The sequence below is a fragment of the Tianweitania populi genome (genome assembly GCF_014652875.1).
Classification (GTDB): domain Bacteria; phylum Pseudomonadota; class Alphaproteobacteria; order Rhizobiales; family Rhizobiaceae; genus Tianweitania; species Tianweitania populi.
On record NZ_BMZQ01000001.1, the window covers coordinates 915374 to 933041 of the forward strand.

19 protein-coding genes and 1 tRNA gene are annotated in these 17668 nt (G+C 61.0%); 17 read left to right on the forward strand and 3 right to left on the reverse strand.

What is annotated here, in order from left to right:
- Positions 1-92 precede the first annotated feature (92 nt).
- The 15 genes from IE166_RS04575 (at position 93) to lpxB (ending at position 14321) form a co-directional block, all read left to right on the forward strand.
- Positions 93-650, forward strand: a complete 558-nt coding sequence (locus tag IE166_RS04575; protein ID WP_189502002.1) for an OmpA family protein — start codon at positions 93-95, stop codon at positions 648-650.
- Between the two features lie 164 nt (positions 651-814).
- Positions 815-902, forward strand: a tRNA-Ser gene (locus tag IE166_RS04580).
- 210 nt (positions 903-1112) lie between these two features.
- Positions 1113-1907, forward strand: coding sequence for a 30S ribosomal protein S2 (rpsB, locus tag IE166_RS04585; RefSeq protein ID WP_189502004.1), 795 nt, complete (start codon positions 1113-1115; stop codon positions 1905-1907).
- A 117-nt stretch (positions 1908-2024) separates the two neighbouring features.
- Positions 2025-2948, forward strand: a complete 924-nt coding sequence (tsf, locus tag IE166_RS04590) for a translation elongation factor Ts (RefSeq protein WP_189502006.1) — start codon at positions 2025-2027, stop codon at positions 2946-2948.
- Positions 2949-3101: 153 nt separating this feature from the next.
- Positions 3102-3824 carry a UMP kinase gene (pyrH, locus tag IE166_RS04595; protein ID WP_189502008.1) on the forward strand — a complete coding sequence of 241 codons (723 nt, stop codon included), beginning with the start codon at positions 3102-3104 and terminating at the stop codon, positions 3822-3824.
- Between the two features lie 43 nt (positions 3825-3867).
- Positions 3868-4428 (forward strand): ribosome recycling factor, encoded by a 561-nt coding sequence (gene frr, locus IE166_RS04600; protein ID WP_189502010.1) that lies wholly within the window; start codon positions 3868-3870, stop codon positions 4426-4428.
- 41 nt (positions 4429-4469) lie between these two features.
- Positions 4470-5189, forward strand: a complete 720-nt coding sequence (locus tag IE166_RS04605) for an isoprenyl transferase (protein WP_189502012.1) — start codon at positions 4470-4472, stop codon at positions 5187-5189.
- Entirely contained in the window at positions 5186-6061 is an 876-nt protein-coding gene (locus IE166_RS04610; protein WP_244641328.1) for a phosphatidate cytidylyltransferase, read from the forward strand. The genes IE166_RS04605 and IE166_RS04610 overlap by 4 nt, the downstream gene beginning before the upstream one ends.
- An 88-nt stretch (positions 6062-6149) precedes the next feature.
- Positions 6150-7289 (forward strand): RIP metalloprotease RseP, encoded by a 1140-nt coding sequence (rseP, locus tag IE166_RS04615; RefSeq protein WP_189502014.1) that lies wholly within the window; start codon positions 6150-6152, stop codon positions 7287-7289.
- Positions 7290-7506: 217 nt separating this feature from the next.
- Positions 7507-9870, forward strand: a complete 2364-nt coding sequence (gene bamA, locus IE166_RS04620) for an outer membrane protein assembly factor BamA (RefSeq protein WP_189502016.1) — start codon at positions 7507-7509, stop codon at positions 9868-9870.
- A 51-nt stretch (positions 9871-9921) separates the two neighbouring features.
- Complete coding sequence (gene lpxD, locus IE166_RS04625) at positions 9922-10977, forward strand: UDP-3-O-(3-hydroxymyristoyl)glucosamine N-acyltransferase (RefSeq protein WP_189502018.1); 1056 nt, start codon at positions 9922-9924, stop codon at positions 10975-10977.
- Complete coding sequence (fabZ, locus tag IE166_RS04630; RefSeq protein ID WP_189502021.1) at positions 10970-11443, forward strand: 3-hydroxyacyl-ACP dehydratase FabZ; 474 nt, start codon at positions 10970-10972, stop codon at positions 11441-11443. Before lpxD ends, fabZ begins: the two co-directional genes overlap by 8 nt.
- Before the next feature lie 7 nt (positions 11444-11450).
- Entirely contained in the window at positions 11451-12287 is an 837-nt protein-coding gene (gene lpxA / locus IE166_RS04635; protein WP_189503243.1) for an acyl-ACP--UDP-N-acetylglucosamine O-acyltransferase, read from the forward strand.
- Positions 12262-13158 (forward strand): LpxI family protein, encoded by an 897-nt coding sequence (locus tag IE166_RS04640; RefSeq protein ID WP_189502022.1) that lies wholly within the window; start codon positions 12262-12264, stop codon positions 13156-13158. The genes lpxA and IE166_RS04640 overlap by 26 nt, the downstream gene beginning before the upstream one ends.
- Complete coding sequence (lpxB, locus tag IE166_RS04645; protein WP_189502024.1) at positions 13155-14321, forward strand: lipid-A-disaccharide synthase; 1167 nt, start codon at positions 13155-13157, stop codon at positions 14319-14321. The genes IE166_RS04640 and lpxB overlap by 4 nt, the downstream gene beginning before the upstream one ends.
- Here the strand turns inward: lpxB and IE166_RS04650 are convergent, their stop codons facing one another.
- Together IE166_RS04650 and IE166_RS04655 are read right to left on the reverse strand one after the other, a co-directional pair.
- The gene (locus tag IE166_RS04650) at positions 14322-14987 is read right to left on the reverse strand and encodes a hypothetical protein (protein WP_189502026.1); all 666 of its coding nucleotides are present in this window, start codon (positions 14985-14987) and stop codon (positions 14322-14324) included.
- Positions 14984-15274, reverse strand: a complete 291-nt coding sequence (locus IE166_RS04655; protein WP_189502028.1) for a DUF3572 domain-containing protein — start codon at positions 15272-15274, stop codon at positions 14984-14986. Before IE166_RS04655 ends, IE166_RS04650 begins: the two co-directional genes overlap by 4 nt.
- A gap of 212 nt (positions 15275-15486) precedes the next feature.
- On the opposite strand from IE166_RS04655, the gene IE166_RS04660 reads away from it, so the two are divergent.
- Together IE166_RS04660 and IE166_RS04665 are read left to right on the forward strand one after the other, a co-directional pair.
- The gene (locus IE166_RS04660; RefSeq protein WP_280514864.1) at positions 15487-15843 is read left to right on the forward strand and encodes a response regulator; all 357 of its coding nucleotides are present in this window, start codon (positions 15487-15489) and stop codon (positions 15841-15843) included.
- A gap of 21 nt (positions 15844-15864) precedes the next feature.
- Positions 15865-17235 carry a PleD family two-component system response regulator gene (locus tag IE166_RS04665; protein WP_189502031.1) on the forward strand — a complete coding sequence of 457 codons (1371 nt, stop codon included), beginning with the start codon at positions 15865-15867 and terminating at the stop codon, positions 17233-17235.
- A 166-nt stretch (positions 17236-17401) separates the two neighbouring features.
- Here the strand turns inward: IE166_RS04665 and rpmG are convergent, their stop codons facing one another.
- Entirely contained in the window at positions 17402-17569 is a 168-nt protein-coding gene (gene rpmG / locus IE166_RS04670) for a 50S ribosomal protein L33 (RefSeq protein WP_006201775.1), read from the reverse strand.
- Positions 17570-17668 lie beyond the last annotated feature (99 nt).

Here is a 17668-nt window from a genome sequence, read left to right on the forward strand (position 1 = left end):
CTGCCTCTTGCACATGCACTGTTCAGCTCATCTTCATTGTCAGCCATGCAGAAGCGTGAATGATGCTGAAGGGAACCAAGAAGGAGACAGCCATGAATCGCCGCTTCGTCCTCGTGGGGCTGGCTACGGTCGTTGCCATGCCCAGCCTTGCCTTTGCTCAGGATCGCGCGGGGCCAAGCTCGGACCAGATCATGCAGAAGCTGGAAGCGCCCGCGCAGCGACAAATCCGCCCTGAAGATCGCATGTCGATCCAGGAGTTTCGCCGTCGCCCCGAGATGCGACGGGCCGCACCATCCATCGACATCCAGGCGATCAACTTCGCATTCGGTTCAGCGGAAATCCCACGCTCCGAATACCGCAAAATCCGCGAAATCGCCTATGCGTTCGACCAGCTTTCCCGCGGACGGCGGGGAGCGCGGTTCCTGATCGAAGGGCACACGGATGCCGTCGGATCCCGCGAAGCAAACCAGGTTCTATCCGAACGTCGCGCATCATCTCTCAAGATGGTGTTGAGCCGCGAGTTTGGGATTCCCGCGCGGATCCTTGAGACGGTCGGGTATGGCGAGGACTTCCTGCTCGTGGACACCCAGAACGAGGAATGGCGAAACCGCCGCGTCACCATCCGCCGCATCGACCAATTTGTGCGCTAACGGACCTGCAATTCACCGGATGCGGGCGAGTGTGGTGGAACAGGTTGACGCTGTGATCCGACGCGCGGTAAAGGCGGAGCACTGAAGGCGTTCGGTGGTGAACGGGTGGCAACGGCCAGTTTAACCGGCCGCTGCACTCCAGATGAACCAACGAATCATGCCTTGGAGGGATGGCCGAGCGGTTTAAGGCACCGGTCTTGAAAACCGGCGTGGGGCAACTCACCGTGGGTTCGAATCCCACTCCCTCCGCCATTTCCTCAGAAGCCTCCCGTCTCGTCTGCATGGCAGGCGAGCTTCACGCTTCAGCCCTTGCGTTTCTTGCCTCCACCCTGTATGGCGCAACGCATTCCACACACGGACTTTGGTGTTCTGCCGGGAGATATCCGGCAAAGACCTCCGGTGGCGGCGGGTTCAGGCCTGGTCGTCAAGGTCCGTGGAGGCCCAACCGGAAAGGACAAAAACATGGCTACGCCAGACTTCTCCATGCGCCAGCTTCTCGAAGCCGGCATTCACTTCGGCCACCAGACCCACCGCTGGAACCCGAAAATGGCGCCTTACATCTTCGGCGCCCGCAACAACGTTCACATCATCGATCTCAGCCAGACCGTTCCCATGCTGGAGCAGGCGCTGAAGGTCGTGTCCGACACCGTTGCCCGCGGCGGCCGCGTGCTGTTCGTCGGCACCAAGCGCCAGGCTTCGGAAATCGTTGCCGATGCAGCCGGCCGTTCGGCTCAGTACTACGTCAACTCCCGCTGGCTGGGCGGCATGCTCACCAACTGGAAGACGATCTCGCATTCGATCCAGCGCCTGCGCAAGCTCGACGAGATGCTGTCGACCGGCGAAGCGAACGCCTTCACCAAGAAGGAGCGCCTGAACCTTGACCGTGAGCGCGAGAAGCTCGACAAGGCTCTCGGCGGCATCAAGGACATGGGCTCGACGCCAGACCTGATGTTCGTGATCGACACCAACAAGGAAGCGATCGCCATTCAGGAAGCCAAGCGTCTTGGTATTCCGGTTGTCGCAATCATCGATTCGAACTGCGATCCAGACAAGATCGACTATCCGATCCCGGGCAATGACGACGCGCAGCGCGCTATTTCGCTGTATTGCGACCTGATTGCCAAGGCTTGCATCGACGGTATCGCGCGTCAGCAGGGTTCGATGGGCATCGACATCGGCGCTTCGGAAGAGGCTCCGATCGAGCCGGCTCTTGAAGCCGCTCCGGAAGGCGACGCACCGGCCACGCCGGCTGCCTGATCCGCGAACCCGATTATTGGTCGGGTTCAAGTTTAAGCCGGCGAAAGCTGGCCGCTCCAGGCGCATCATCGAAACCTCGGTGGTGCGCCCGTGCATTTCAGATTTGAGAGGTTCGAGATGACGATTTCCGCCGCACAGGTGAAGCAGCTCCGTGACATGACCGGCGCTGGTATGATGGATTGCAAGGCAGCTCTTGGCGAAACCGCCGGCGACATGGACGCAGCGGTCGATTGGCTGCGCAAGAAGGGTATTTCCAAGGCCGACAAGAAGGCTGGCCGCACCGCTGCCGAAGGCCTGATCGGCGTTGCCAATGACGACCTGTCGGGCGTTCTCGTCGAAGTCAATTCCGAGACTGACTTCGTGGCCCGCAACGACGCTTTCCAGCAGATCGTTCGCAACGTGGCCCAGGTCGCTCTCGAGACCAGCGGCGCGACCGAAGAAGTTTCGGCTGCTCGTTATCCCGGCGGCACGTCGTCCGTGGTCGACACGATCAAGGACGCAGTCGGCACGATCGGCGAGAACATGAGCTTCCGCCGCGCGACCAAGCTGAGCGTCACCTCGGGCGCCGTTGCGACCTATGTCCACAATGCGGTTGCCGAGAATCTCGGCAAGCTCGGCGTTCTGGTTGCGATCGAGACCACCGGCGATGCCGAAGCTGCCCGCAGCTTTGCCCGTCAGGTCGCGATGCATGTCGCTGCCACCAACCCGCTGTCGCTGAGCGAGCAGGAAATCGATCCGGCCGTTGTTGCGCGCGAAAAGGACATCTTCTCCGACCAGGCACGCCAGTCCGGCAAGCCGGAAAACATCATCGAGAAGATGGTGGAAGGCCGTTTGCGCAAGTTCTACGAGGAAGTTGTGCTCTTGAAGCAGGCTTTCGTGCTGAACCCCGACCTGACGGTGGAAGCTGCCTTGAAGGACGCCGAGAAGACGATCGGCGCGCCGGCCAAGATCACCGGCTTCGTTCGCTTCGCTCTCGGCGAGGGCATCGAGCGCGAGACCAGCGATTTCGCCGCGGAAGTCGCGGCCGCCGCCAAGCAGTAAGCTTCGTCTTACAGGCTGGTTCTGGCGCAGCACGCAACGCTGCATTAGGATCATCCGGAATAAACAAGGGGCATCGCGTGACATCGCGGTGCCCTTCGTGTATCGGCAGGCCGCTTTGCTTATGCGGGCCGCTTTATCTCCAAAGGAGTCTCCATGCCTGTTCAGTCGCCGATCTACCGCCGAGTGCTGCTCAAGGCTTCCGGCGAGGCGCTGATGGGTAGCCAAGGCTTCGGTATCGACGTTTCCGTGGCCGATCGCATTGCTGCAGACATCGCCGAAGCCCGCTCGATGGGTGTAGAAGTCGGTGTGGTGATCGGCGGCGGCAATATCTTCCGCGGCGTGGCCGTTGCTTCTGCCGGCGGCGACCGCGTGACCGGCGACCACATGGGCATGCTGGCGACGATCATCAATTCGCTGGCGCTACGCACATCGCTGACCAAGCTCGGCGTGGACGCCGTCGTGCTGTCCGCCATTGCGATGCCGGAAATCTGTGAAAGCTTTTCGCAGCTCAAGGCTCAGTCGCATATGGATGCGGGCAAGGTCGTGATCTTTGCCGGTGGGACGGGCAATCCGTTCTTTACCACCGATTCGGCGGCAGCCCTTCGCGCCGCGGAAATCGGCGCCGATGCCCTGTTCAAGGGCACGCAGGTGGACGGTGTTTATTCCGCTGATCCGAAGAAAGATCCGAAAGCAACACGCTATGAGCGCATCACCCATGCGGAAGTTCTGCAGCATGACCTCGCGATCATGGATACGGCCGCGATTGCCCTTGCGCGCGAGAACAACATTCCGATAATCGTTTATTCCATTCACGAACAGGGCGGGTTTGGCGAGATCCTGCGCGGCGCTGGCCGCTGCACGGTTGTTTCCGACTAAGTTCGCGCACGCGCCCTTTAGACCAAGTTTCACGGAGATTATGATGAGCAACGGAGCCGACTTCCAGGACATACAGCGTCGCATGGAAGGCGCCATCAACGCTTTCCGCAACGATCTGGCTTCGCTGCGCACCGGCCGTGCATCGAGCAACCTGCTCGATCCGATCCAGGTTCAGGCCTATGGCTCGGCCATGCCGCTCAACCAGGTCGCGACGGTCTCCGTGCCGGAGCCGCGCATGATCTCGGTTTCGGTCTGGGACAAGTCGATGGTGAACGCGGTTGACCGCGCCATCCGCGAGTCCAATCTGGGCTTCAACCCGATCATGGATGGTACGACGCTGCGCATTCCGCTGCCGGAGCTGAACGAACAGCGCCGCAAGGAACTGGCGAAGATCGCCCATACCTATGCCGAGAACGCACGTGTCGCCGTTCGCCATGTGCGTCGCGATGCCATGGACGCCCTCAAGAAGGCCGAAAAGGATGGCGATGTCGGACAGGACGACGTTCGTGCTCAGTCCGAACGCGTTCAGAAGATGACCGACGAAACGATCACTTCGGTCGACGGACTGCTGGCGGAAAAGCAAGCCGAAATCATGCAGGTTTGACGGGTCGGTCTTTCGGGCCGGTGTAATCGGAGGGAAGAGCTGTGGCGCCCGCGCATGTCGCGATCATCATGGATGGCAATGGCCGCTGGGCCAAGGCCCGCGGTTTGCCGCGCGTCATGGGGCATCGCGCCGGTGTTGAAGCCCTGCGTCAGGTCGTTCGCGATGCGCCGGGCCTCGGCATCGAATGGCTGACGGTCTACGCCTTTTCTTCCGAAAACTGGGCGCGTCCGCAGGGCGAGGTGGCAGATCTGATGGGTCTGCTGAAGCTTTTCATCCGCCGCGATCTTGCCGAATTGCACCGCAATGGCGTGCGGATCCGCATCATCGGTGAGCGTACGGCACTGGCGCCTGACATTCGTGCACTGCTTGATGATGCCGAGGTTCTGACGGCCGGCAACCGGTCGCTCAATCTGGTCATTGCCTTCAATTACGGTGCACGCGAGGAGATTACCCGCACGCTGCGCCATTTGGCGACTGAAGTGGCGGCAGGACGGCTCGCGCCGGAAGCCATCGATGAAGCGCTGATCAGCCGCTCGCTCGATACGGCTGGGATGCCCGACCCCGATCTGGTGATCCGCACCAGCGGCGAGATGCGCCTGTCGAACTTTCTGACCTGGCAATGCGCTTATAGCGAGTTGGTGTTCCTGCCCGTGCTGTGGCCGGACTTCAGCAAGACACATCTTGAGGACGCGCTCGCGTCCTTTGCCGGCCGCGAGCGCCGCTATGGCGGGCGGCCCGCGGCAAGAGAAGCCGCATCATGATGAGGAATCAGCGGGAAGCCGGTTTGGACTTTCGCCGCCCGCGCCGTCTCAACAATCTCGGTTTGCGCATCGTCTCAGGGGTGATCCTCGGCAGCATCGTGCTGGCGATCACCTATTATGGCGGTATCGTCTATCACCTGATGATCGCCTTCTTCGCCTGCGCTCTTCTTTATGAGTGGCTGGAGATGGCGGGCGCTCGTGTGCAGCAGCGCAGCCGCATGATCATGTGGCTGTTACTGGCGATCGCTTTGATTCCCCTGATCCTCAACATGAAGGCGGCCATCGTGGTGCCGGTCGCGCTGGTCGCCATGCTTGTCGGCCTCCTCTATGAAGCACGGCTTTCAGGGCGCGCGGGGATTTGGGTCAGTGGCGGTCTTGTTTATGCACTGCTTGCCGCCGTTTCGATTGATCAGGTTCGCGAGGGCGGAACGGCTGGGCTCGCGGCCATGGTCTTTTTGTTCACCGTGGTTTGGACAACCGACAGTCTAGCCTATGTGTTCGGTCGGCTAATCGGCGGACGCAAGCTCGCGCCATCGATTTCGCCCGGCAAGACATGGAGCGGTGCGCTTGGCGGCGCGCTGGCTGCGGTGATCGTAGGCGCCGGGGTCGGCCGCCTGATGGGGATCGAAGCCGGCTTTCTTCTCGCTGTGGCGGCACTGGTGCTGTCGATCGTTTCGCAAATCGGCGACCTCTTGGAATCGGCGATCAAGCGGCGCTTTGGCGTAAAAGACTCCGGCCGTCTCATTCCCGGTCACGGTGGCGTTATGGACCGGGTCGATGGACTTGTCGCCGCCGCTTTGGCCTTGTACCTGATCGGGCTCTTGACAGGCGGTCTGCACGAACCATCACGCGGTTTGTTCTTTGTGATGTGATGGGCTGAACCCCGACAAACGGTCTCCTAAGAGGGAGAACGCTTAGCGACAGCAGGTGCAACAAGGCACCGGAGTGAACGGAACAAGCGTGGGTGAGTTTCTGACCGCAATCTTCGGAAGCGAGGGCCTGATCCTGGGCACGCTCGTGCCGTTTCTGTTCGTGCTTCTCGTTGTCGTTTTCGTTCATGAGATGGGGCACTATCTCGTTGGCCGCTGGTGCGGCATCGGGGTCAAAGCCTTTTCGATCGGCTTCGGTCCGGAGCTGATCGGCTACACGGCCCGCAGTGGTACGCGCTGGAAACTGTGCGCCATTCCGCTGGGAGGCTACGTGAAGTTCGTCGGCGACATGAACGCGACGAGCACACCTGACCCCGAATCAACGGAAATGCTGACCGACGCGGAACGGCGCGTGGCCTTCCACACCCAGCCGGTGTGGAAGCGGGCGCTGACCGTGGTAGCCGGCCCTATGTTCAACTTCCTGCTGACCATCGTCGTGTTCAGTGTGATGTTCTCGATCTATGGCCGCGCTGTTCTGGATCCGACCGTCGCGGAAGTTCGTCCCGGCAGCCCGGCAGCCGTTGCCGGCATCCAGCCTGGTGACCGCTTCGTGACCGTGGATGGCACGACGGTCGACAGCTTTGCCGATGTGCAGAGACTGGTGTCCGGTCGTGCCGGTGACCCGCTGACCTTCACGATCAATCGCGGCGGTCAGGACATGACCGTCACCGCGACGCCCGAGCTGATCGAACAAAATGACGCGCTAGGCAACGTCGCGCGCACCGGTGTGATCGGCGTGGTGAACAACCGCGATGTCGGCCAAGGCCGGATGGTGGAATATTCTCCGCTGGAAGCCGTGCAGCAGGGCGTGGTCGAAACCGGCCACATCATCAGCCGCACCGGTCAATTCTTGCAAAGGTTTGTTGTCGGGCGTGAAGACAAGTGCCAGCTCGGCGGTCCGGTGAAGATCGCGGAAATGTCGGGGCAGGCGGCGAAGTTGGGCTTTCAGTGGCTCATCCAGCTTGCGGCCCTGTTGTCGGTAGGCATCGGCATTCTCAACCTTCTTCCGATTCCCCCACTGGACGGCGGCCATCTAGTCTTCTACGCAGTTGAGGCTGTTCAACGGCGTCCGGTTTCGGAACGGGTGATGGAGGCTGTGTATCGCGTGGGTATCTTCGCGGTGCTGTGCTTCATGGGATTCGTTTTCTGGAACGACCTTTTTGGATGCTGAACGAGATGAAGGTCGTCGCAAGCGGTTGATATTGACTAAGCATTTACCATGAGCCCCGAATTGCGTGTCGGGAATGACACGCCAGCGGGATTAGTAAATGCACATTAACCAGAAACCTTGCGTGTAGGGAAAATACGGCTATGACGGTTGTGGGACCAACTGCGATGGCCGGGTTTCTCGCTGTGGGGACTACGAGAGTAAAAGGTTTAGGGGCCCGATGAAGCCAACATTTCGTTTCAAGAGCGCCGCATCCGCGGTGGCGTTGTCCGCCGCCCTGGTCGCTCCAGGCGCTGTTATCGCTCAGCTGGGCATGGTTTCGGTCGCCGACGCGGCCGTTGTCAGCCGCATCGAGGTCCGCGGAAACCAGCGCGTCGATGCCGACACCGTGCGCAGCTATATCGGCGTGACGCCGGGCAAGCAGTTTTCGAACGCCGATCTCGACGACGCTGTGAAGCGTTTGTTCGACACCGGGCTGTTCTCCGATGTCCAGATCAACCAGAACGGCGGCACCCTCGTGGTGCAGGTTGTCGAGTATAAGATCGTCAACCAGGTTCTGTTCCAGGGCAACAGCAAGGTTAAGGACGAGCAGCTCAGCGCCGGCGTTCAGACCAAGCCCCGCAGCGGCTATTCGCAGGCAACCGTCGATGCCGACGTGGAAGGCATCAAGGGTGCTTACCGTCAGATCGGGCGCAACGATGCGACCGTAACCGCGCAGATCGTCGATCTCGGTGAAAACCGCGTCAACGTTGTGTACCAGATCAACGAAGGCGACCGCACCAAGATCACGGCCGTAAACTTCGTCGGCAACAGCGCTTTCCCTGCGCGTCGTTTGCGCGACGTGGTCGCAACCCGCGAATCGAACTTCCTGTCGTTCCTGACCCGCAACGACATCTATGATGCGGACAAGCAGAAGGCTGATGAGGAAGCACTGCGCCGCTTCTATTACAATCGTGGCTATGCCGATTTCCAGGTCGTGTCGTCCAGCGCCGAGCTGGATCCGGCAACCAACGAATACACGATCACCTTCACGGTGCAGGAAGGCGAGCGCTACACGTTCGGCGACGTGTCGATTGACTCCGCCATCACGGACGTGAACGCCGACACGCTGCGTCCGCTTCTGAAGACGCAGCCGGGCGCGACCTACAGCGCCAAGGACGTTGAAGACACGATCGTTGCCCTGACTGAGCGTCTGGCCGGCAGCGGTTATGCGTTTGCTCAGGTTACGCCGCAGGGCGACCGCGACTTCAACAACCGCACGATCTCGGTTGTGTATTCGGTCGATCAAGGCGCGCGCACTTATGTCGAGCGCATCGAGATCCGTGGCAATGACCGCACGCGTGACTACGTCATTCGTCGCGAGTTCGATGTCAGCGAAGGCGATGCGTTCAACCAGGTTCTGATCCAGCGCGCCAAGCGCCGCCTGGAGCGCCTCGATTACTTCACCAGCGTCAACGTTTCGACGCAGCCTGGCTCGCAGCCGGACCAGGTTATCCTGGTGGTGGACGTGGTTGAAAAGGCGACGGGTGAGTTCTCGATTGGCGGCGGTTACACCACCGGCGGCTCGACCGGTGGCGGCCCGACCGCTGAAGGTTCGATCACCGAGCGTAACTTCCTTGGTCGCGGCCAGTTCATCCGTTTGGGTGTGGGCGTCGGCAAGAACACGCGCGACTATAACCTGTCGTTCACCGAGCCGTATTTCCTCGGACGTCGTATCGCTGCTGGCTTCGACATCTTCCGCCAGACCCGCGAATACGACAACGACTACAAGAGCGAGCTGAACGGCGGCACGATCCGGTTCGGTCTGCCGATCACCGAAGCGTTGAGCACGCAGTTTGCGTACAATCTGACGCAGGAAAAGTACAAGTACGACGACGACTGCGAAACCGATGATGGCGTGTTCGATCCGAGCTGTGATCTCGCTCCGCAGATCCGTGACGCGATCGAAAATCAGAGCCCGTGGATCAAGTCGTCTGTCAGCGCGACGTTGACCTACAACACGATCGACGACCAGAAGAACCCGCATGCCGGTATCTTCTCGACCTTCGCTGTTGAAGCGGCTGGTCTGGGTGGCGATGCGGAGTGGGTGAAGTTCACCGGTCGCGGCACCTACTACAAGACGCTCTCGGAAGAGATGGACATCGTCGGCCTCGTGTCGGCAGGTGCCGGTCACATCGAGGGCTTCGGCGGCGGCGATCTGCGTGTGTTCGACTACTTCCGCGCCAATGACCGCATGATCCGTGGCTTCGATTACGACGGCTTCGGTCCGTTCGATCCGGGTACGGGCGATCACCTCGGTGGTGCGACCTACTTCAATGCGAGCGCGGAAGCGCAGTTCCCGATGCCGGTGTTCCCGCAGAGCTTCGGCCTGAAGGGCGCAGTCTTCGCGGATGCTGCCACGCTTTATGGCAACAACCTCGCAGGTGCGACCGGCACCGACATGGAATGGCGCGCATCGGTTGGTGCGTCGGTGATCTGGGCCTCGCCGTTCGGCCCGCTGCGCGTCGACTATGCCGTTCCTGTGAAGAAGGAAGACGGCGACGACGAGCAGAACTTCAACTTCGGCATCTCCTCGCGCTTCTAAATCGCGCGTTCTCTCCTGGCTGCTTTGCGGCCAGGAGAACCGGAGCATTTGATGACTCTTCCCGTTTTCTTCGCGCCTTCGCGCGCTTTTACCGTTGCGGAGATTGCGGCGGTCGCGGGAGCGAGCCTGCAGCAGGGCGAGCTTCATGGCCGCAAGATCACCGGCATTGCCTCGGCCGACACGGCCGAGAGCGAGCAGGTGACCTTTGTCGACGCCAAGCATCGTGGTGCCTTGGCGGGCCTGCAGTCTGGAGCCGTGTTCGTTCCGGCGCAGCTCGCAGACAAGGTGCCTTCTCACATCGCAGTGCTCGTGGTGGATCATCCGCAAGCGGCCTTCGCGGCTGTCGGCCGACTGATGTATCCGAACGCTGCTCGTCCGACGAGTGTGACCGGTCGCACCGGAGTTTCCGCAGCCGCGCATATCGATGACGATGCCGTGGTCGAAGAGGGCGCGACCATCGAGGCTGGTGCCGTGATCGGCAGAGGTGCCGCGGTAGGCGCTGGCGCGATTATCGCTGCGAATGCCGTGATTGGCGCTGGCTGCCAGATCGGTCGCGACAGCTATGTAGGCGCGGGCGCGACGGTGCTTCATGCGCTGATCGGCAACAACGTGATCATCCATGCAGGCGTGCGCATCGGCCAGGACGGCTTCGGCTATGTCGGGAGCGCGCGTGGGCCGGAGAAGATGCCGCAGATCGGGCGCGTGATCATTCAGGATCATGTCGAGATAGGCGCCAATACAACGATTGATCGCGGCGCGATGTCCGATACGGTCATTGGCGAACACAGCAAGATCGATAATCTTGTTCAGATCGCCCATAATGTCCGCATCGGACGCGGCTGTATCGTTGCCGGGCTTTGCGGTATTTCGGGTTCGGTGCAGCTCGGCGACGGCGTGATGCTGGGCGGCGGTGTCGGCTTGGCCGACCATCTTAAGATCGGGTCGGGCGCTCGACTGGCTGCCGGCAGTGGCTTTATGAATGATGTGCCTGCGGGCGAGGCATGGGGCGGTTATCCCGCGCAGCCTATGGGCGAAATGTTGCGTGAGATTGCAACGATCAGGCGCTTGGCGAAGCGCCCCAAGAAGGGAGCCGTTGCCAGTGAGTGACGTTCAGGCCTCGAACACGCTGGACAGCGTCGACATCTTCCAGATCCTGAAGCTTCTGCCGCATCGCTATCCTTTCCTGCTGATTGACCGCATCGTCGAGATCGAAGGCGGCGACGCAGCTGTCGGCATCAAGAATGTGACCATCAACGAGCCGCATTTTCAGGGACATTTTCCTGAACAGCCGGTGATGCCGGGCGTCCTCATCATCGAGGCGATGGCGCAAACGGCAGGCGCGATCTGCATTCACGCTGGCGGCAACGACAAGCCGTCACTGGTTTATTTCATGACGATCGACAATGCGAAGTTCCGCAAGCCGGTCGTTCCGGGCGATCAGTTGCGGATTGCCGTTCGCAAGACCAAGCAGCGAGGCAGCATTTTCCGTTTCAGTTGCGAAGCCACGGTTGATGGCGTCAAGGTTGCGGAAGCGGAAGTGTCCGCAATGATGACCCCGAAGCTGCCGCAGTGAGGCGCATATTTTGAGTGAAACCACAATCCATCCGTTGGCTGTTGTCGAGCCGGGAGCACAGCTCGGCGAAGGCGTGACGGTTGGCCCGTTCTCTTATGTGGGAGCGGATACGGTGATCGGCGATCGGTGTGAGCTGGTCAGCCATGTCAGCATCCGCGGTGCGACGACGCTCGGCGCGGATTGCATCGTGTATCCTCAGGCCGTGCTTGGCGCTCCGCCACAAAACAAGGCGCATAAAGGCGGCCGGACGACGCTGACGATCGGCGAAAATTGCCAGATCCGCGAAGGCGTTACGATGCATTGCGGCTCCGACAACAGCCGTGGCAAGACGACGGTTGGCAAGAACGGCTACTTTATGGCCATGAGCCATATCGGCCATGACTGCGAAGTCGGCGACAATGTCACCATCGCCAACTCGGCAGCACTCGGCGGCCATGTCGAGCTGGGCGATTTCGTCACGGTTGGCGGGTTGGCGGCGATCCATCAGTTTGCACGGGTCGGGCATCATGCCTTTGTCTCCGGTGTCACGGGCGTGACCGGCGACATCATTCCTTACGCCCTGGCATCAGGTGCGCGCGCTCGCCTTCATGGTCTGAACCTGATCGGCATGAAGCGCTCCGGACTGCCTCGTGCCGAGATCAATGCGGCTCGACGCGCTTACCGTCTGCTGTTTGAAGCCGACACGCCTTTGTCGGAGAACGTTGCACGGTTGGCGGCCGAGGGTGATCATGGCCGGGCCGTTGCCGACATCCTTGCTTTCCTGCAAGAACGCGGCAAGCGCCATTATGTGGCGGCGGCGAAGCGGGGTACGCGCGGGGATGACAGCGGCGACGATGGTGAGTGACACGCAACCCAGCGGCTTGCTGCCGCCGGGTAGTCGTGTCGGTATCGTCGCGGGTAGTGGCAGCCTTCCGGTCAACGTGGCGCAAAGCCTGGGCGTTGCCGGCTTGAACCCCTTCATCTTCATTTTGGACGGCGAGGCGGATCGTCTCGCGGAACTGCAACACTACGAGCATGTGGTTCTGCCGATCGAGGCGGCAGCGGTCGGCTTCGATCACATGAAGGCCGCCGGCGTGACGCATGCTGTGCTAGCTGGAGGCGTGGTCCGGCGCCCGAAGCTTCGGTCGTTGAAATGGACGCCTCGCGTACTCAAGGTTCTGCCGCGCCTCGCCGTCGAACTGGCGCTGGGCGACGATGGCTTGTTGCGCGCTGTGATGCGCCACATCGAAAATGCAGGGATTCGCGTGGTTGGCGCGCATCAGGTCGTGCCGGATCTTCTGGCGCGCACTGGGGCAATGACGCGTGTCTCGCCGAACGCTGAGGATGAGCGCAACATCAAGGCCGCGCTGGAAGCCGCAAAGGCGATCGGCCGTCTGGATATTGGCCAAGCTGCGATCGCGATAGGGGGGCGCGCTGTTGCCCTTGAGGGGATCGAGGGCACGGATGGCTTGCTCGAGCGCATGATCCCCTTGCGCGATCACGGGCGGCTCGCGGGCAAGACGGGCGGCGTCCTGGTGAAATGCGCCAAGCCTGCGCAGGATATCCGGGCCGATCTTCCGGCAATCGGCCCCAAAACGGTTCTTGATGCACAGCGGGCCGGATTGCGCGGCATCGCGGTGGAAGCCAATCGCGCCTTTGTGCTGGACTTCGCCAAGACCATCGCAGCGGCCGATGAGGCCGGCCTCTTCATCAGCGGGATCGAGGTGCAGCCGTGAGCCAGACCGCCAAGCCTCTGCGCATTGCTGTCGTATCGGGCGAAGAGTCGGGCGATCTGCTCGGCTTCGATCTGGTTCGTGCGATCGAAAAACAATCCGGAAGGCCTGTCGAACTGGTGGGCGTCGGCGGACGGCATCTGCAATCGCTGGGATTGAAGCCGCTTTTCGATCCGGGGGACATTGCGCTGATGGGCGTCAGTGCCGTCGTGCGCGATCTGCCGCGTCTGGTTTATCGAATTGGAACGACCGCGCGTGCGATTGTGGATGCCAAGCCGGACTGCCTGATCACGATAGACAGTCCTGCCTTCACCCTGCGCGTCGCGAAGAAGGTGAGGGCGCTCGATGCCGGCATTCCGATCGTCAAATATGTTTGCCCCAGCGTCTGGGCGTGGAATCCCGGCCGTGCGCCGGCAATGAAGCCCTATATCGATCGCATTCTCTGCATCCTTCCATTCGAGGAACAGGTGCTGGAAGACTTGAAGGGACCGAAGGGAATTTATGTCGGCCACAGGCTGGCCAGCGATCCTAACCTTCTTGATGCAACCGAGCAGCAGCGTGGCCGTCCGGTTGGCGAAGGCGAAAAGACATTGCTGGTTCTGCCGGGTTCACGGCGCGGCGAGGTCAGGAGCCTGATGAAGCCGTTTGGGGAAACGCTAAAACTGCTACGCGAACGCGGCAATGCATTCCGGGTCGTGATTCCGACTGTGCCGCATGTTGCAGGCTTGGTTGCGGAGGAAGCACGGTCCTGGCCCGTTGTACCTGAGATCGTGTCAGGACCGCAGGAAAAGCTGAAGGCGTTTGCGTCGGCCGATGCGGCAATGGCAGCGTCCGGCACCGTGCTTCTGGAACTTGCGCTGGCGCGCGTGCCGATGGTTTCCTGCTACAAGACAGATCTGCTGATGAGCGCAGTCACACGGCTGATCACGATCTGGACGGCGGCCTTGCCGAACCTGATCGCCGATCGGCTTGTCGTGCCCGAATTCATCAACGAGTTCCTGCGGCCGGGTTTGATCGCTCGACAGCTGGAAGCGCTGCTTGCCGATACCGAGGCGCGGCGCTGGCAGCTTCAGGGATTGGACAGCGTCGCCGAGCGGATGCGGACGGATCGTCCGTCAAGCGAGGTTGCCGCAAAAGCCGTGTTGGAGCTTCTGCAAGGTCGCTGATTACACGCTGCGTTGAATGCCGAGGGCATCCGCGATACGCGGCGCGGCATCGGCCCAGGTCGTGACATGATGCATGCCGTCTTCCAGAGGATCGAGCAACGCGCGCACTTCCGGGTCGGCCATCATGTGGAAGACATGCGCGTCCGGCACTGCACGCAGCACTGACGCCAGATTGTGCGGGATGTCATCCACAAAGGCGACGGGACGCTTTGTTTCGCCGCGAAGGCGACGCACGGCCGGACCTTTCGGCGCCTCCGTGGTAAGCAGCGGATAGTTGAGGCCGAGCGCGTCGAGATGGGCGCGGCGGGTGTCGCGATGGCGGTGCGGCATTGCCGTCAGCAGCACAATCTCGGCGGCCTCGCCGAAACTTGCGAGCGCGTCGGCGGCACCTTCTGCCAGCGGCTGCCAATCCGCCTGAGCACCGAAGAACTCGTCGATCATGGCGGTAACTTGGCTCGGATCGGCTTCTTCGCGGGTGAGCTTGTCGACGATGTTGCCGGTGAGCTTGAAGGTCCGCAGCTTTAGCTCGAAACCCTGCTGATCCAGGAAGTTCGGGAACACGCGCAGGAATTCGAGCAGGACGTCGTCCACGTCGAGAACGAGCAGCGGCCGGTCGTCCGAAGACAGTTCGGCGATCTGACGCGCGGTTTCCGGATCGTCACTCATATCGACCTGTCATAATCATCGGAGCCATTTGGAAGGGTGCGCCGCGCCTTCAGAATGGCTGCGGGATCGAGATCGCTGCTCGAAGCGAAAGCGAGCAAGGTCGGCTCATGAGCCAGCACGAAATCCAGCACACCGGCCAGAAAGCCCGGTTCAGTGGCTGCTTGGCGGATTTGCGCAGGCTCGATGCCGGTGATCGCAAGGAAGCGGCCAAGCAGTTCGGGATCGGCGGCAATGAAGCCGAGCGCGCTGACGCCAATCGATTCGGCGGAGGAAAGATCGCGAGTCATGGTGCTGTATCCGTGGTTGCTCTCTGCATACGGAGCCATGACATCCCTCGCAAGGTGCAACCTCTGAGATGCGCAAATCAATGCTCGCTTCTGAGTTGTATGCGTCTCAGAATTTGCGTTTCATCAACGAGTTGACCCTATGATGCGCAGCACGTGGAGGGAGGCTGGAGGCTGCCGCTGCGAGGATCGGAGAAAGCATGCCGAAGAAGGTTATGATCGTCGAGGACAATGAGCTCAACATGAAGCTCTTCCGCGACCTGATCGAAGCCAGCGGTTATGAGACCGTGCGCACCAGGAACGGGCTCGAAGCGCTGGATCTTGCGCGCACCCATCGTCCTGATCTCATCCTGATGGATATACAGCTGCCGGAAGTGTCGGGTCTGGAGGTCACAAAGTGGCTCAAGGAAGACGACGACCTGCATACGATTCCCATCATCGCCGTCACCGCTTTTGCGATGAAGGGCGATGAGGAGCGCATCCGTCAGGGTGGATGTGAGGCTTACATTTCCAAGCCGATCTCGGTCGGCAAGTTCATCGAAACGATCAAATCTTATCTCGGCGACGCCTGAGCTGCTGCGGAGTTTTCTGTCATGACCGCACGCATCCTTGTCGTCGATGACATTCCAGCCAATGTGAAGCTGCTCGAAGCACGGCTGACGGCCGAGTACTTCGATGTGGTCACTGCCACCAACGGCTTCGATGCTCTGGAGCTTTGCCGCACGGACAAGATCGACGTTGTGCTGCTTGACGTGATGATGCCAGGCATGGACGGGTTCGAAGTCTGTCAGCGGTTGAAGGCTGATCCGCTGACGGCGCATATCCCCGTGGTGATGGTCACGGCGCTCGACCAGGTGTCCGACCGTATCCGCGGTTTGGATGCAGGGGCGGACGACTTTCTTACCAAGCCGGCCGATCCAATCGCGCTAATGACGCGGGTGAAGAGCCTGATTCGCTTAAAGGCGCTGACAGACGAGCTTCGGCTTCGCGCAGCGACCACGCGCCATATCGGCATGGACGCTTTACTGACCCGTGTCGCGAGCCATTCGGATGTACCACCTTTGGTGCTGCTGATCGACGAGAAGCCGTCTTCCTATACGCAGCTCATGCGCGTTCTCGACGAAACCTGCGCGGCCGATCTTTCGGTCGAGCCGCAGGCCGGCCTGTTTCAGGCGGCCGAGAAGCCCTACGAGTGCATCATCGTTTCGGCAGGTTTTGCCGAGTTCGATCCGTTGCGGCTATGCGCGCAGCTGCGGTCGCTGGATCGCACGCGCAACATCCCAATTATCCTGATTGCCGATGGCCCGGATGACGGGCGAATCGTACGGGCGCTGGAACTCGGCGTGAACGACTTCCTGACGCGGCCGGTTGATCGGCAGGAGTTGGTTGCGCGGTTGCGCACGCAGGTCATGCGCAAGCGCTACAATGATGAGCTGCGCACCAATGTGACGCAGACCATCGTCATGGCCGTGACCGATCCTCTGACTGGGCTGCACAATCGGCGCTATCTCGACACGCATCTGGCAACGCTGCTCGACCGCGCGCAGAACCGGAACCGGCCACTGTCGCTGCTGATCACCGATCTCGACCGCTTCAAATCGGTGAATGATCGGTTCGGTCACGACGGCGGGGACGACGTGCTGCGTGAGTTCGCGCGGCGGCTGCGTAAGAATGTGCGCGGCATTGATCTCGCTTGTCGGTATGGCGGCGAGGAGTTCGTTGTGGTGATGCCGGATACCGATCGCCATGTGGCGCAGACCGTTGCCGAGCGCATCCGCGGCGAAGTTGCGGATCGCGCGTTCCGGGTGGGCCGGGCAGGGACGCCTCTCGATGTGACGGTCAGCGTCGGCGTCGCGCAGATGGCAGCCGGCGACAATCTGCAGGATCTGCTGAAGCGGGCTGACATTGCACTGTTCGATGCCAAGGCTGCCGGACGCAACCGGGTCGTCGCGGACGCGGCTTGAAGTTCGCGGCACGACTCATTGCTGAATGACTGGGGTAAGGCTGCGCCTTCTCATCGGAGAGGGCGACGGTCCTTGCCGATCCACCTTCAGGCTGAACTCTCGCAAATCGCAGGCAACAAAAAAGCCGCCCAAAGGCGGCTTGTTCGTTCAACCTGGGATCAAGCGATTACTTGATCTTGGTTTCCTTGAACTCGACGTGCTTCTTCGCAACCGGATCGTACTTGCGGAACGACAGCTTGTCGGTCTTGGTGCGGCTGTTCTTGCTCGTGACGTAGAAGAAGCCCGTGTCGGCCGTGGACAGAAGCTTGATCTTGATGTTTGCGGCTTTTGCCATGGTCGTATCCGTTTGAATTGAGCGAGCGCGCCTGCGCAAAGCGCGACGCTAGGTTGGCCGTCTGATACCAAGTGAGGGCGGAAAGTCAAGCCGGAACCA